A 15,927-nucleotide genomic window follows, 5' to 3' on the forward strand; every position below is an offset into this window, starting at 1 on the left:
GTTACAACAGTCAAGAAAGGCTAAGAGGACTTCGTTTTACCGATTTTCTCTTAGCCTTTCATATGTGTGCGTATCCTTTACAGGCAAAACCTGCTTATACGTGCAATCTGTCTTTTTTCGCCATCAGTTCCTCTACCGTTTCTTTGTACATTTCATCAGGTACACAGCAGTCTACCGGGCAAACAGCCGCACACTGTGGTTCTTCATGAAAGCCCTGACACTCAGTACATTTATTAGGAACAATATAATAAACATCCACACTAACAGGAGAAAAACGCTCATTTGCATCAATCACTGTGCCTTCGGAAGTAGTAAAAGCGCCCTTAACGCTGGTGCCATCGGCAATTGCCCACTCCACACCGCCTTCGTAAATGGCGTTGTTGGGGCATTCCGGCTCACAGGCTCCGCAGTTAATGCACTCTTCCGTTATCTTAATCGACATATAAAACCGTATTTGTTATTTTAATAGGAATATTTTTGCGCGTGTAAAAATACGGGGAAATAGGATAATCTCCTCCTATGTGGAGGAGTTATGACACTTAAATAACTGGCAATGAACATACATAATAGAATAGAATTATTGGCCAAACTGGGGGAATACCTCCAGGCGAACACCGGAGAATGGCAGTTGACGAAAGAGCGTGCATCGCGCAATAACGCTTGGTTTACACTGGATTATATAGCCCTGGCTACCGATAATATTGTACAGGAGTTTTTGCAACCGGAAAAACTGGAAAAGTGGATAGCCCGGTACCAGGTACCTGCCGAAAATAAAGCCCCTAAAAAAGTGGGTATTGTAATGGCGGGGAATATTCCGCTGGTAGGGTTTCATGATCTGTTGAGTGTTTTTATTTTCGGGCATACTGCGCACATTAAACTTTCTTCTAAAGATGATGTACTGATACCCCACCTGGTGAACAAACTGCAGGAATGGGATGACCGTTTGGCAGACCGCTTTGTTTTTTCGGAAATTATTAAAGGCTGCGACGCCTACATTGCCACTGGAAGCAATAATACGGGCCGCTATTTTGAGTATTATTTCAGCAAATACCCGCATATTATCCGCCGCAACCGAACTTCGGTAGCCGTACTGGATGGAACGGAAACAGCACAGGAGCTAACGTTGCTGGCAGGCGATATCCAAACCTATTTTGGCCTCGGTTGCCGGAATATTACCCAGTTATATGTGCCGGAGCAGTACGATTTTATTCCTTTGCTGGAAGCGCTGAAGGCCTACGATTTTGTGATAGAGAACCACAAATACAAGCATAATTTCGATTACCACCTGGCATTGCTGATTATGAACAGCAAATACTATATGAATAATGGTACGGTAATACTTGCTGAAAACATATCTCCGTTTTCACCTGTAAGCCAGGTACACTACCAATATTACAGTAACATAGGCGAGGTAGGGGAAAAACTCACAAATTCTGACGATATTCAGTGTATTGTGGGACATGGTTACACCGGTTTTGGCGCTGCACAGCGTCCAACGCTGACTGACTATGCTGACGGAGTTGACACGATGGCTTTTCTGGAAAAACTGACATAACAGCACATCTACGACAACCTTCGTCAATTCTTTGTTAAAAGCCCCATCAGAACCAACTGACTATTAAACAGATTCGTTTATTTGCTATTGAAAAGGTATAGTATTTGAATAAATTAGATTTCTATTTGACTCACTTAAATTGAAAGACGCAATGAAACTCAAAAGCATTATTTTAATCGTGACTATCAGCGCACTTACATCGGTTTTGAGTGTTTGGGGTTATAGCAAGTGGATGCAGAAACAATACGCCGGTACGCAGGAATCGGGCAAACTGCCTGTTAACTATGCCGGTTTCTTTGATAAAAACGCACCTGCCGGACCTGTTGACTTTACAGCAGCCTCCACCTCTGCCACTCCGGCAGTGGTACACATTAAAACACGCACCAAAGCAAAGCAGGTTACCAACAACATTCCCAAACGCAGAAGCCCGTTGTCTGACTTTTTTGGCGACGACGATCCGTTCAGCGACTTTTTTGGCGGTCCGCGTGTACAAATGATTCCTGAGCAAAGAGCCAGTGGTAGCGGTGTACTCATCAGCGATGATGGTTATATAGTAACCAACAACCACGTGGTGGAAGGTGCCGATGAAATTAACGTTACCCTGGCCAACAAAAAAAGCTACAAGGCTACTGTGGTAGGCCGCGATAACAACAGCGATCTGGCGGTTATAAAAATTGAAGGTTCCCGTTTCCCTTATCTGGTATATGGCAACAGCGATGAAACCCGTTTAGGTCAGTGGGTACTGGCAGTAGGTTATCCTTTAAACCTGGATGTAACCGTTACTGCAGGTATTGTGAGCGCTAAAGCCCGGTCTATTAACATTAACAAAGGCGATTCTCCGGTTGAATCTTTTATTCAAACCGATGCTGCGGTTAACCCCGGTAACAGTGGCGGTGCCCTTATTAATACTAATGGCGAACTGATTGGTATTAACAGTGCCATTGCCTCTCCTACCGGTTCTTATGCAGGTTATTCCTACGCTATTCCGGTAAATATTGCCAAGAAAATAGTAAACGACATCATTAAGTTTGGTGCGGTTCAGAGAGGTTATATAGGTATCAGCTTCCTGCCTGAAGGTTTAAGTGATGAGCAGAAGAAACAACAGGGTGTAAAAGAAGGAGACGGCATATTTGTAAGCGGCGTTGCTCCGGAAGGTGCTGCCAAAGCTGCAGGTATACAAAAAGGCGACTTTATTACTAAAGTAAACGGCGTTGCTGTACAAACCGGCCCGCAATTACAAGAGCAGGTTGCCCGCTTTAAACCCGGTGATAAAGTAAGCGTTACTTACGTGCGCAACGGTAAAGAAATTACCACCAATGTTACCCTTAAAAACCAGAAAGGTAACTACGATGTGGTAAAAAATGAGCCCGCCAATATTGTGAATAAACTGGGTGCAGAACTGGTAACTATTGATAAGGCTACTGCTCAGAAAAATGATATTGCAGGTGGTGTTCAGGTGAAGAAGATTAACGGTGGCTTATTAAAGAACACCCGCATGGAAGCCGGCTTCATTATCACCCGTGTAAACGGTCAGGAAGTAAAAAGCCTGGAAGATCTGACCAATCTGCTAAAAGCAGCTGGTGGCCAGGTACAACTGGAAGGTATTTATCCTGGTTATGAAGGCACTTACGGTTATCCTTTAAACCTGAGTGCGGAAGAAGGTGAAGGTCCAGAGCAATAATCGCTTCCTTTACTTAATAAATTGAAAACGGGTGTATCAGCTTTTGATACACCCGTTTTTGAGTCTTATAGGTGGAGATAATGCGGCGCAGTTACTTCTTCCTTTTAATCAGCTTTACGCTGATAATTCTTACATCTTTCAAAGGTCTGTCTGCATCTGCTCCCTTGCTGGTGGGTACTGCGGCAATTTTATCAACCACGTCCAGGCCTTGTATTACTTCTCCAAAAATGGTGTAGTTCATGTCAAGGTGTGGAGCACCGCCGGTGGTTTTATATACTTCGCGGTAAGCAGGTGGAATTTTTCTTTTCAGGCGTTTTACCTCCACGGTGTCCAGTGCGCCATCTGTAAATGTTTTTCCCTGTACAATGTAAAACTGGCTGGCGCTGCTGGCTTTTTGCGGGTTTACATCATCGCCTTCCCGGGCTGCTGCCAGTACTCCTTTTTTATGAAACAGTGCGGGGTTGAACTCCGCAGGAATGGTATATGTCGGTCCACCATCTCCCAGTGATTTACCAGCGGGCGCGCGTTTGCTATCCGGGTCTCCACCCTGAATCATAAAGCGCTGTATTACGCGGTGAAAAAGCAGGCTATCATAGTAGTGCGTTTTAACCAGTCGCAAAAAGTTATCGCGATGCAATGGTGTAGAGTCTGATAAACGGAGAATGATGGTGCCTTCTGTGGTTACCATTTCTATATCCCTTTTGCGGTCGCGTTTTTTAATTTTTACGTTGGGTTGCGCCCATGACAAGCCTATGCCCCAGCACAGGGCAGTAATAAGCAGTAGCAGTTTTTGCATAATGGTTATTTGTAGTCGTGTATTAAGTAGTGTATACAATAAATTCCCAGGGTTGCAGTTCAAAGCCTGCTTCATTTGCCAGTGTATGTGTTATGCCCGAGAATACGTTTTTATACTTACCAGGCAACTCCACATGTTCCGCTTTTATTTTCAGGCGGCTGGCAGCTGACAGGTTAATAACCACCAGCAGCTTGTCTGCGCCGTTCACCAATAAAAAAGCCAGTACCTGTTCGTCGGCATTGGTAAGCAGTTTTATCAGCCTTGCTTCTTTATGTAAAGCAGTATTGTATTTACGCAGTTGCAGCAGTGTCTGGTAAAAGGAATGTAACGCTGGCTGTGCTGTCCATTCCAATTCGTCTTTTTCAAAAAACTTCAGGCGTTTTTTATTGGGTATTTCCTGCCCGCTGTAAACAAGCGGTATACCTGGCCAGGTACAGGTTAATACTGCAAAGGCTTTTGCGGCTTCGCGGTATTTTTCATACTCCGTACCATTCCAGCTGTTTTCGTCATGATTGGTAGTAAAAAATAGTTTTTGTGAACCGGCAGGATAATGCGCATATTGCTCCTGCACCTGCAACACATCAGCCAATACAGCATGTTGCTGCATCAGCTTTTCCGTTACATGCATCCACTGCCAGGCATAGCTTACATCAAACACCTGATGATACTCCGGCACCTCACATTCTGCCAGCCAGAACAGGTGTTTTACTTTATCGCAGCGTTTGCGGGCTTCCAGCCAAAAATCCAGCGGCACCAGGTGCGCCATATCACAACGGAAACCGTCTATATCACATTCGTTTATCCAGAACTGCATAGCGTTAATCATCGCCTCACGCAGGTGATTGTTACTATAGTTAAGATCAATCACATCTTTCCAGCCGTATTTCTCGGTAAAGTTGCCTGCTTCGTCCAGTACGTACCAGTCTTTATGATCTTTTACCCACTCGTGGCCAAAGCCTGTATGGTTGGCTACCCAGTCTATGATGAGTTTAAAACCAAGTTCATGGGCTTTTTTCACCAATGCTTTAAAATCTTCCAGCGTACCATATTCCGGGTTAATCTGTACATAACTGCTGCAGGCGTAGTAACTGCCCAGGCTGCCCAACCGCATTTCTGTTGCAATGGGTGTAACAGGCATCAGCCAGAGTATATCTACCCCCATATCCCGCAGGCGGGGCAGGTGTTGGGCAAAGGCTGTAAAGGTGCCTTCTTTCGTATACTGCCTTACATTCACCTCGTAAATATTAGCACCGTTGCTCCACGCTACTGTATCAAATAGTCTGTTCATAGCCTTAAAAAGTAAAAAGTTACCAGGGAATGCTCAAAATATGCACCATTTTCAGGTTTTAATTTTTTAATTTTTCCGGTTTACTTTTACAGTCTGATGTCCGAACCTCAACTTTCCCGAAGAATAAGTCTGTTACAGGCCACTGCTATTAATATGACCGATATGGTGGGGATTGGCCCCTTTGTAGTATTAAGCGTGGTTGCTGAAACAATGAATGGCCCCTGGTTTTTGTACGCATGGATAGCGGGTGCTGTGCTGTCGTTTATAGATGGTATGATATGGAGCGAACTGGGCTCTACTTTTCCACTGGCGGGTGGCAGCTACAACTTTCTTAAAGAAGGCTTTGGCCCTAAAGCGGGTAAGTTTATGAGCTTTTTGTTTGTATGGCAAACCATGATACAGGCCCCACTGGTAATAGCTTCTGCAGCCATAGGGTTTTCGCAGTATTCCGGTTATATATTTCCACTGGGTTTCTGGGGCAGCAAGGCATTAAGCGGCACAGTGGTAATATTCATTATACTGCTGCTGTACCGTAAAATAGAAACCATTGGAAAAATAAGTGTGTTATTATGGGTGGGGGTTTTAATTACCCTGGTATGGATTATCAGTGGCGGCGTAATGCACGGCAGTTTTCTGGAACCGGTAAAGCATATGAATGATGGGCTGGAACTGAACAGCGCCTTTTTGCTGGCACTGGGTTTTGCCAGCGTTAAATCTGTATATAGTTATCTGGGGTATTATAACGTATGCCATTTAGGCGGAGAGATACAGCAGCCTGAGAAAAACATTCCCCGCAGCATGTTCATTTCCATTGTGGGTATTGCCGTGCTGTATTTACTCATGAATATCAGTGTGGCATCGGTGCTGCCTTTGAAGCAAATTACCCAGAGCAAGTTTGTGGTAAGCGAGTTTGTGCAGCAGATTGCCGGGCCAGGCGCAGCTACCCTGGCCACGATGCTGATTTTGTGGGTGGCTTTTGCTTCGGTGTTCTCAGCTACGTTGGGGTACAGCCGTATCCCATATGCAGCGGCAAAAGATGGTGCCTTCTTTTCTGTGTTTGCCAAATTGCATCCTACCAAAAACTTTCCCTATGTGTCGTTACTGGTACTGGGTGGAGTGGCTTTTGTGTTCAGCCTGCTGTTTAAAATTAAAGAAGTAATAGATGCTATACTGGCTATGCGTATTCTGGTGCAGTTTATAGCCCAGGCAATAGGCTTAATAGCGCTGAGCAAGCGCAAAGGCAGGTCGTTTTTTAAATGGCGTATGCCTTTGTATCCTATACCGGTAATACTGGCTATACTTATATGGGCGGGTATATTTTATTCTACCAGGCCGTATATGATGCTGTCTGGCGTTGCGGTAGCGGCAGCGGGTACGCTGGCCTATGTTATTAAATCAAAAATCAACCGCAAAAACGGGAATAATACTCCGGCTACAATTTTGCCAAATGAATAAAAGCGATACTTTTACAATACCAAAATATTTAGTATGAAAGCAGCCTCATTGAAAGGTAATTTTAGCGTCACCCCTGAACAATTGAAGAGCCTTTACTCCTTCATCAAGGAAACATTAAACCCTCTTTCTGCTAACGGCTCGGCCGTACTGGAATTTGCCACCAGGGCAGAAAAAGTAGGCAAATACAGCGGTATGCCTGCAGAGGAATTAAAAGAAAAAACCGGTTTGGACGCTGCGGCTATTGAAGCAGCTATTGAAGAACTGGTGAAACTGGACATACTGGCCCCCAGCAGCTACAAAGAATTGTATCAACTGAACACACAGAATATACCTCAGGTATTCAGCTTTGAGGAGCCAGAGAGCGAGTTGAACCTGAACGTTAAATTTACTACTGGTGAAGCGGCAGCAGAACCTGCGCCCAAACCTGCCAAAGCCAGCAAAGAGAAGGCAGCAGCTGCGCCCGCAGAAGCGCAGGAAGCAGTGGCTGAATAAGAATTCCGCTTTGCAGATAAACGCATAAAAGAAAATCCCGCTGATGTACTACCGGCGGGATTTTCTTTTATAGATAATGGCTGTAACAGCTTCTATTTTCTGGCATCAGCCATATCAGGAATGGCTTCTACTTTATAAGCTCCTGCATCCAGGCGCGCTTTGGTTTCGCTGAAAGCTTCCAGTGTACGCTGTATATCCTCATCGCTGTGGGCAGCGGTTGGAATAAGGCGATAGATAATATGGCCTTTAGGAATAACAGGATACACCACAATAGAACAGAAGATACCATAGTTTTCGCGCAGGTCCATTACCATAGCGGTTGCTTCTTCCACACCACCTTTCATATAGATAGGGGTTACCATGGTGTTGGTATTGCCTGTGTCAAAACCACGCTCTTTTAAACCTTTCTGCAGTTTCAGTGCGTTTTCCCACAGTTTTGCTCTTAATTCAGGCATAGTGCGCAGCATTTCCAGCCTTTTCAGGTTGCCTGTTACAATAGGCATAGGAAGACTTTTTGCAAATATCTGAGAGCGGATGTTGTAGCGGATATAATCGATAATTACACGCGGACCGGCCAGAAAAGCGCCGATAGAAGCCATAGACTTAGCGAAAGTAGAAAAGTACAGGTCAATTCCGGCCTGGCAGTTCTGTAATTCGCCCGCACCGGCACCACGCTCGCCCAGGGTACCAAAACCGTGCGCGTCATCTACCAGTAAACGGAATTCATATTTGCTTTTCAGGTCCACTATTTCTTTCAGTTTGCCCTGGTCGCCCGCCATACCAAATACTCCCTCAGTAATTACCAGTATACCACCGGTACCCTGTTTTTGAATAAGGAGTGTGGCGCGCTCCATTTGCTTATCAAAATCTTCTATATCGTTGTGTTTGAACACGTAACGGTGACCGGGGTGTAAACGCAAACCATCAATAATACAGGCATGGCTTTCTGCATCGTACACAATTACATCGTGCCTGCCGCAAACTGCGTCAATAGCACTCATAATTCCCTGATAACCAAAGTTCATCAGAATGGCATCTTCTTTTTCTTCAAACTCGGCCAGTTCTCTTTCCAGTTGCTCGTGAAAATTACTGTTACCGCTCATCATACGTGCACCCATTGGCAAAGCCAGACCGTACTGCGCAGCACCATCGGCATCTGCTTTGCGTATTTCGGGGTGATTGGCAAGACCCAGGTAGTTATTAAGGCTCCATACCACCATTTCCTTACCGCGGAACTTCATGCGGCTACCGATTTCACCTTCTAACTTGGGGAAAGCAAAGTATCCATGCGCTCTTTCACGGTGCTGACCAATGGGGCCGTAATTTTTAATCAATCTTTCAAAAATATCTGCCATACGTATTTACGTTTTCTGATTTGTTGTCAGGTTTGTGGGGTTATGTTTGAGAATTGGCGCAAAAATAACTTATTCGGGCTAAATAAAGCATTCACCTTTTGTTAACGGAATTAACAGGCGGGTTATCTATACATTTGCCCCTGAAACCAAAAACAATCATCCTGATGAAAAAAAGTGTACTTATAGCGTTTTCTCTGCTGGCCGCCGGATCAGGCGTGTTTGGCCAGAAGAAGCCGGTGGCATCGGCAGCTAAACCTGCAACGGGTGTTGCCAGACCTAAACTGGTGGTAGGAATTGTGGTGGATCAGATGCGGTGGGACTACCTGTACCGTTTTAATCCGGTATTTAAAGCAAATGGCGGATTCAAGCGTTTTTTGAATGAAGGATATTCCTGCGAAAACACATTTATTCCTTATACACCTACGTATACCGCTGCCGGCCACGCCAGTGTATTTACCGGAAGTGTGCCTGCCATTAACGGCGTTGTGGGTAACAACTGGTACGATAACCTGCTGAATAAAGATGTGTATTGTGCAGATGACGCTACTGTATCTACCGTAGGTAGCAGTACCGTTGCAGCAGGCCAGATGAGCCCGCGTAATATGCTCACTACTACTGTAACTGACGAATTACGCATTGCTACCAATTTCAGCAGCAAGGTAATTGGTATAGCCCTGAAAGACAGGGGTGCTATTATGCCAGCTGGCCACTCTGCCAACGGCGCTTTCTGGTACGATAGCAAAAGCGGAAACTTTATTACCAGCACCTGGTATACCCAGGAACTGCCGGAATGGGTGAGCAACTTTAACGAACGCAAACTGCCCGATTCTTTATACAACCTCAACTGGAACCTCTCTTTAAACAAAGAAGTATACACCCAGTACTGTACCGATGATATCAAGAATTATGAGGGCAAGCCTTTTGGTAAAGATGCGATAAGCTTTCCTTATACGTTATCGCAATTTGCCGGTAAAGACTATGGTAAACTGGCTACCACCCCACATGGCAACACCATTACTGCAGAGCTGGCCAAAGCTGCCATTGCTGCTGAGCGCTTAGGCAAAGGCACTAACACCGATTTTCTTACTGTAAGCTTTTCTTCTCCTGATTATATTGGCCACACTTTTGGCCCTAACTCGTGGGAGCAGCTCGATGGTTACATTAAACTGGACGAAACACTGGGCAAACTGTTTGAATACTTAGATGCGCAGGTGGGTAAAAACCAGTATACCGTGTTTTTAACTGCTGACCATGGTGTAGCACACGTACCCGGTTTTTCTAAAGAGAACAACCTGCCCGGCGGCAGCTTTGGCGAATCGCTGATAAAAGACATCAATGAAGCGCTGAAAACCAAATTTGGTAAAAGCAATATTGTAAAGGGCAGATTCAACTATCAACTGGTACTGAACCACGGATTGATTGACAGCTCTGACCTGAATGGTGATGATGTTAAAAGCTTTATTATAGATTATCTGTTGAAGCAGGATGGTGTAGCCAATGCTTTTGAATACAGCAAGCTGGCACAAACCACGCTGAATGCTACCCTGAAAGAAAGAATTACCAACGGCTACTACCCTACCCGTTGCGGCGATATTATGTATGTGCTGAAGCCGGGTTATATGGATGTAGGCAGCACCGGCACCACACACGGATTATGGAACCCGTACGATTCGCATATTCCGTTGGTATGGTATGGCTGGGGTATTAAGCACGGCGCTACCAACCGCGAAACCTATATGACCGATATTGCCCCTACGGTATCTGCGTTACTGCACATTCAAATGCCCAACGGCAGTGTAGGACATGTTATTGAAGAGGTGATGAAATAGTAATATGTTTTATAATTTTATCCGCGTGGTCGCGTGAGTTTTCGATAAACCATTTATGCGTTTCCATACCACCACACACCACTCCTGCCAGGTATACGCCTGGCAGGTTTGTTTCCATAGTATCCGGATGATACACCGGGCACCTTTTCCAGTCGGCTGACAATTCCACCCCAAAACGTTCCAGCATCGTAAAATCAGGCCGGTAACCAGTCATAGCCAGTACATGATCGTTCTCTATGGTAACTATACCTTCGGGCGTAATAATATCCACTTCTTTATCGCGAACGGCTGCTATAGAAGATTGAAAATATGCTTTGATGCTTCCTTCTGCAATGCGGTTTTCAATATCCGGTTTTACCCAATATTTCACACGTGCTCCTATCTCCTGCTGCCGTATTACCATCGTTACCTCTGCCCCTTTACGCCAGGTTTCCAGTGCTGCATCTACTGCTGAGTTGTTGGCACCTATCACCAACACTTTCTGGTATGCATAATAATGCGGCTCTTTATAGTAATGGTGTACTTTAGGCAATTCTTCGCCCGGTACATCCATGTAAATAGGAAAATCGTAAAAGCCGGTAGCTATTACCACGTTATTGGCATGGTAAGTAGCTTTTGACGTAGTAATGGTATAACGCGCCCCGTTTGTTGCTGCGGACTGCACTGCTTCTACCTTTTCAAACAAATGGATATTGAGATCGTGCATTTGTTTTACACGGCGGTAGTATTCAATAGCCTCCTGCCTGCCGGGCTTGGGTGCCAGGCTCATAAAAGGCGCGCCCCCAATTTCCAACCGTTCACTGGTTGAAAAAAAGGTCATGAACAGGGGATAGTTATATAAACTGTTTACCAGGCACCCCTTTTCTATAATTACATAACTTAATCCTGCCTTTTTTGCCGCAATGCCGCAGGCCATACCAATGGGCCCACCACCTACAATTACCACATCATAGTTGCTCATGCAGTAAAGTTCCTTCATAAATTTCTTTCAACGGCAGGGAAAGTTGTAAAGAAGAGATAAAAGCAGCCTGCAAAGGATGGTTGAAATGCACCATTGACCAGGAATGGTTGCCACCACGGCTGCAAACAGTTACGCTGATAGCTTCTGAATCAATCATAACATAATGCAACAATTCCGGAATAGCCTGGTACAGTTTATACTTAGGCCCTTTATCGTATGATTTGGTGGAAGGCGATAATATTTCAAATATTACCGATGGGCCTGTTGCCGTATCAGCATCAAAGCTGGAAGGCTTTATATGATTGCAGAAAACAGAAATGTCGGGATAGGTAAATAACGAGTTCTGAGGTATATGAATACGCATATCACTGCCAAATGGCCTGCAGCCGCTGCCTTTTAACTGCACGCCTATGCCCGTAAATACATTGCTGAAAATGATGTTGTGAACAAGGCCTGAACCTGCCATGGCAAACACTTCTCCATGATAATATTCGTGGCGTACATCGGAACTACGCTCTAGCTGCAGATACTCTTTTTCGGTATAAGTGCGCATGCCATATATGGCTGCTGGTTCACGCAGCATAATCTGCGCAATATTATCTTCTTCGTTTTCATAGTTTGTATACATAACTACAAAATACTAAAAATATTATCACAGCCTCCTTAAAATTCCTATGTACTTTACATACCACCGCATAAAAAAGGCCCGCAATTGCGGGCCTTTTTACTTTATAAAACAGTGGGTTATTTACCCAGTTTCACTTTCAGATTCTGATCTAAAGCTTCCAGGAACTCTTCCGTATACAGGTAGTGTTTACCATGTTCTACTTTGTTACCGTGTACGCAAACAGCCAGATCTTTGGTCATTTTACCGCTTTCTACAGTTTCCACACATACTGCTTCCAGTGCATGACAGAAATCGATCAGCGGCTGGTTGTTATCCAGTTTGCCGCGGAATTCCAGACCTCTTGTCCATGCAAAGATAGACGCGATGGGGTTGGTAGAAGTGGGTTTACCTTTCTGGTGCTCGCGGTAGTGGCGGGTTACGGTACCGTGCGCAGCTTCTGCTTCCATTACCTTACCATCCGGGGTAATTAAAGTAGAAGTCATTAAACCTAAAGAACCAAAGCCTTGCGCTACGGTGTCGCTTTGTACGTCACCATCGTAGTTTTTACAAGCCCAAACAAAGTTACCGTTCCATTTCAGAGCGCTGGCAACCATGTCATCAATCAGGCGGTGTTCGTAAACGATACCTGCTTCAGTAAATGCGGCTTTGAATTCGTTCTGATAAATGTCTTCGAAGATATCTTTGAAACGACCATCGTATTTTTTCAGGATGGTGTTTTTAGTACTTAAGTATAAAGGCCATTTTTTGCTTAATGCCTGGTTGAAACATGCACGTGCAAAGCCTTTGATGCTTTCGTCGGTATTGTACATTGCCAGCGCAACGCCATCACCTTTAAAATTGTACACTTCAAATTCCTGTACATCACCATTCTCACCTTCAAACTTAATAGTCAGTTTACCCTTGCCTTTGGTAACGAAGTCAGTAGCGCGGTACTGATCACCAAAAGCGTGACGGCCAATACAGATAGGAGCAGTCCAGTTAGGTACCAGACGGGGAACGTTATTACAAACAATCGGCTCGCGGAATACAGTACCATCCAGGATGTTACGGATAGTTCCGTTAGGGCTTTTCCACATCTGCTTCAGCTTAAATTCTTCCACACGGGCTTCGTCAGGTGTAATGGTAGCACATTTAATACCTACGCCATATTGTTTAATAGCATTGGCTGCGTCAATAGTAACCTGGTCGTTAGTTTCATCGCGATACTCCATGCCCAGGTCATAATATTTAATATCTAACTCGAGGTAAGGAAGTATCAGTTTGTCTTTGATAAATTTCCAGATGATTCTTGTCATTTCATCGCCATCCAGTTCCACCACCGGATTGGCCACTTTGATTTTTTCAGCCATTTCAAAAGATTTTGGTTACTAAAAGCGGGTACAAAAGTAGGGGTTTGTACCATTCGGCACTCAGATACATTTCCGCAAACGTTACCGGTGCTTTTTTACAGTTTTTTGAGCATCCAGATATCGCATCCAAAATGGCCGGATTGCCCCAGCGGGCCTTCCAGCGGCTCAAACCCGCATTTGTGGTATAAGGCTACTGCATTACTCAGTTCGGGCATGGTTTCCAGGTACAGCTCTGTAAAACCCAGCTGCTGCGCTCCCGTGGCACATTGCTCAATCAGCAACCTGCCCCATCCCCTGCCCCGGCTGTCGTTGGTAAGATAGAGTTTCACCAGTTCGCAGCAGCCCTGCGGCAACCCTTCGGTGGGAAAAATGCCGCCGCCACCTTTTATTACCCCGTTTTCTTCCAGCACCCAATAGCGGGAACCGGGTGTTTGAAACAGCTGAAACAGATCATCTGTAGTGGGATCATAGTAAACCGTACCGGGCTTATTGGCTTTAAACTCTGTAAGCACCTGCCGTATAATCTGCGCCAGGGTAGCATTGTCAGCCGGCGCAATCTCCCTCACCAGAGGTTGTGTATGTAAGTTCTCTCTCATGTTATTAATTCACAATCAGCACAGGAATTGCTAATTTATGCCTTACCTGGTCAACCGTGGCTCCATAGAGAAAATCTTTTATAGCCGTGTGGCGGTGTGCGCCCATAATTAACATATCTGCATTGGCATCTTTTACAATACGCACAATTTCATGAATCCTGTTTTTGTAGCCCAGCGCAATCTGCACCTTATGCCCCATTCCCTCCAGCTGAGAGGCGTACCAGTTCAGCCGCTCGGTATCTTTACGGGTTTCGTAGTCGTCTGCCGCTGATTCCAGGTACCTGGCCGATACGGTTTCTACTATATGTAATAATAAATAGGTAGCATGTTCATGCCCCTGCGATAGTGCGTGTGCAATTACCTTTTCATCTGCCGGGCCAAAATCCAGCGCTACGGCTATGGTGTTTACTTCAGGAATGGAGAGGTTTACCAACGGCGTTACCTCACTGTGCATGTTTACACTGGCCCTTTGCCGGCGGCGGTGTACCAGCGGCAAAAAGGTCATTACCAGAAACAACCACGCAAAAGCCAGCCAGGCAGCCCCTACCAGTATTTTCATTCCCCAATGCCCCTGCTGAGTAAAAACCTCCACGCTGGAATCGGCCACCAGTTTCACATTCAGAAAAATAAGTACCGCAGCTACCAGCCAGGCCAGCACCTTTACATGCCAGCGGATGGCGAAGGCGCCCATAGTATTTTTATCGCTTACAAAATGAATCAGCGGAATAATAGCAAATCCCAGTTGCAGACTTAGTATCACCTGGCTAAACACCAGTAACGCATCCAGCTCCTGATCGCCATAAATCAATATCACTACCACCGCAGGCACAATAGCTATCATGCGGGTAAGCAGGCGACGTAACAGCGGGTTAATACGCAGGCGCAGGTAACCTTCCATTACAATCTGCCCGGCAAGGGTACCGGTTACCGTACTGCTCTGGCCTGCAGCAATCAGCGCCACGGCAAACAGCAGCGGAGCCAGTTTGCTGCCCAGCATCGGCTCCATCAGGCGGTGGGCATCTTCAATTTTGGCAACCTGTGTGTTGCCGGTGGTAAAAAATACGGCAGCCGCCAGTACCAGAATAGCGGTGTTTACCAGAAAAGCCAGGTTAAGCGCAATGGTGCTGTCTATCATATTAAACTTCAGCGCCAGCTTAATGCTTTCAGAATCACTTTTAATCTTTCGCGTTTGTACCAGTGCACTGTGCAGGTATAAGTTATGCGGCATAACCGTTGCACCAATAATACCTACTGCTATATATAAAGCTTCAGAATTAAGCCGGGTAGGTACAAAGCCTTGTACCAACTGCCCCATATCGGGTTTGGCTATTACCACCTGCACCAGAAAAGAAATACCAATTACGGCAATCAGCGCTACAATAAACGCTTCCATTTTGCGCATGCCCAGCTTTTGCAGGTACAGCAGCAGAAAAGTATCAAACAGGGTAAACAGCACACCATATAATACCGGCAGGCCTGTAAGCAGTTGAATACCTATGGCCATACCCAGCACTTCTGCCAGGTCGCAGGCAGCAATAGCCAACTCTGCCAGCAGATATAAACAAAAGTTAACAAAGGGGGGATACTCTTCACGGTTCGCCTGCGCCAGATCGCGCCGCCGTACAATGCCCAGGCGGGCTGCCAGGCCCTGCAACAGCAGTGCCATCAGGTTACTCATCAGCAGTACCCATATCAGCTTATAACCAAACTGCGCCCCTCCCTGCAGGTCGGTAGCCCAGTTACCGGGGTCCATATACCCCACGCTTACCAGATAAGCCGGGCCAATAAAAGCCAGAAAACGTTTCCAGCCTTTTTTTCCTGCCGTTACATCCACGCTTTCATGTACCTCTCCTAACGATTGATTGCTGTTGCCTAAGGGAAGCCTACTCATAGTTAGACAAATCTAAGTTATTTATACGAAACACCTTATCCCAAAAAATGC

General features: G+C 45.5%; 14 protein-coding genes. 5 read left to right on the forward strand and 9 right to left on the reverse strand.

Annotated elements, in window-relative coordinates; genetic code table 11:
- Nucleotides 1-94: 94 nt before the first annotated feature.
- A complete protein-coding gene (locus IEY13_RS12835; protein ID WP_188952563.1) occupies nt 95-442 on the reverse strand; it encodes a 4Fe-4S dicluster domain-containing protein in 348 nt (115 codons plus the stop codon).
- A gap of 111 nt (nt 443-553) precedes the next feature.
- Between IEY13_RS12835 and IEY13_RS12840 the strand changes: the two genes are divergently transcribed.
- Both IEY13_RS12840 and IEY13_RS12845 read left to right on the forward strand, forming a co-directional pair.
- Nucleotides 554-1,555 carry an acyl-CoA reductase gene (locus tag IEY13_RS12840; RefSeq protein WP_188952565.1) on the forward strand — a complete coding sequence of 334 codons (1,002 nt, stop codon included), beginning with the start codon at nt 554-556 and terminating at the stop codon, nt 1,553-1,555.
- A 151-nt stretch (nt 1,556-1,706) separates the two neighbouring features.
- Nucleotides 1,707-3,236: a trypsin-like peptidase domain-containing protein gene (locus IEY13_RS12845; protein WP_188952567.1), complete on the forward strand. Its 1,530-nt coding sequence runs from the start codon at nt 1,707-1,709 to the stop codon at nt 3,234-3,236.
- 91 nt (nt 3,237-3,327) lie between these two features.
- Here IEY13_RS12845 and IEY13_RS12850 read toward each other — a convergent pair whose 3' ends face one another.
- Entirely contained in the window at nt 3,328-4,032 is a 705-nt protein-coding gene (locus IEY13_RS12850) for a peptidylprolyl isomerase (RefSeq protein WP_188952568.1), read from the reverse strand.
- A 22-nt stretch (nt 4,033-4,054) separates the two neighbouring features.
- Nucleotides 4,055-5,320, reverse strand: a complete 1,266-nt coding sequence (locus IEY13_RS12855) for an alpha-amylase family glycosyl hydrolase (RefSeq protein WP_188952570.1) — start codon at nt 5,318-5,320, stop codon at nt 4,055-4,057.
- 96 nt (nt 5,321-5,416) lie between these two features.
- Between IEY13_RS12855 and IEY13_RS12860 the strand changes: the two genes are divergently transcribed.
- Entirely contained in the window at nt 5,417-6,775 is a 1,359-nt protein-coding gene (locus IEY13_RS12860) for an APC family permease (protein ID WP_188952572.1), read from the forward strand.
- A 33-nt stretch (nt 6,776-6,808) separates the two neighbouring features.
- Nucleotides 6,809-7,267, forward strand: a complete 459-nt coding sequence (locus IEY13_RS12865) for a hypothetical protein (RefSeq protein ID WP_188952574.1) — start codon at nt 6,809-6,811, stop codon at nt 7,265-7,267.
- Between the two features lie 92 nt (nt 7,268-7,359).
- Here IEY13_RS12865 and IEY13_RS12870 read toward each other — a convergent pair whose 3' ends face one another.
- Nucleotides 7,360-8,622, reverse strand: coding sequence for an aminotransferase class I/II-fold pyridoxal phosphate-dependent enzyme (locus tag IEY13_RS12870; RefSeq protein WP_188952577.1), 1,263 nt, complete (start codon nt 8,620-8,622; stop codon nt 7,360-7,362).
- 164 nt (nt 8,623-8,786) lie between these two features.
- On the opposite strand from IEY13_RS12870, the gene pafA reads away from it, so the two are divergent.
- Nucleotides 8,787-10,451 carry an alkaline phosphatase PafA gene (gene pafA / locus IEY13_RS12875; RefSeq protein ID WP_188952578.1) on the forward strand — a complete coding sequence of 555 codons (1,665 nt, stop codon included), beginning with the start codon at nt 8,787-8,789 and terminating at the stop codon, nt 10,449-10,451.
- Here pafA and IEY13_RS12880 read toward each other — a convergent pair.
- From IEY13_RS12880 to IEY13_RS12900, 5 genes are all read right to left on the reverse strand, one after another.
- On the reverse strand, nt 10,429-11,430 hold the full coding sequence (locus IEY13_RS12880) for a YpdA family putative bacillithiol disulfide reductase (protein ID WP_188952580.1): 1,002 nt from the start codon (nt 11,428-11,430) through the stop codon (nt 10,429-10,431). The genes pafA and IEY13_RS12880 overlap by 23 nt on opposite strands.
- Nucleotides 11,399-12,040 (reverse strand): Uma2 family endonuclease, encoded by a 642-nt coding sequence (locus tag IEY13_RS12885; RefSeq protein WP_188952582.1) that lies wholly within the window; start codon nt 12,038-12,040, stop codon nt 11,399-11,401. Before IEY13_RS12885 ends, IEY13_RS12880 begins: the two co-directional genes overlap by 32 nt.
- A 116-nt stretch (nt 12,041-12,156) precedes the next feature.
- A complete protein-coding gene (locus IEY13_RS12890; RefSeq protein WP_188952584.1) occupies nt 12,157-13,389 on the reverse strand; it encodes an NADP-dependent isocitrate dehydrogenase in 1,233 nt (410 codons plus the stop codon).
- A 95-nt stretch (nt 13,390-13,484) separates the two neighbouring features.
- Complete coding sequence (locus IEY13_RS12895) at nt 13,485-13,985, reverse strand: GNAT family N-acetyltransferase (protein ID WP_188952586.1); 501 nt, start codon at nt 13,983-13,985, stop codon at nt 13,485-13,487.
- Between the two features lie 4 nt (nt 13,986-13,989).
- The gene (locus IEY13_RS12900) at nt 13,990-15,876 is read right to left on the reverse strand and encodes an Nramp family divalent metal transporter (RefSeq protein WP_188952588.1); all 1,887 of its coding nucleotides are present in this window, start codon (nt 15,874-15,876) and stop codon (nt 13,990-13,992) included.
- Nucleotides 15,877-15,927 lie beyond the last annotated feature (51 nt).

The organism is Filimonas zeae (assembly GCF_014641615.1).
Taxonomy (GTDB): Bacteria; Bacteroidota; Bacteroidia; order Chitinophagales; family Chitinophagaceae; genus Filimonas; species Filimonas zeae.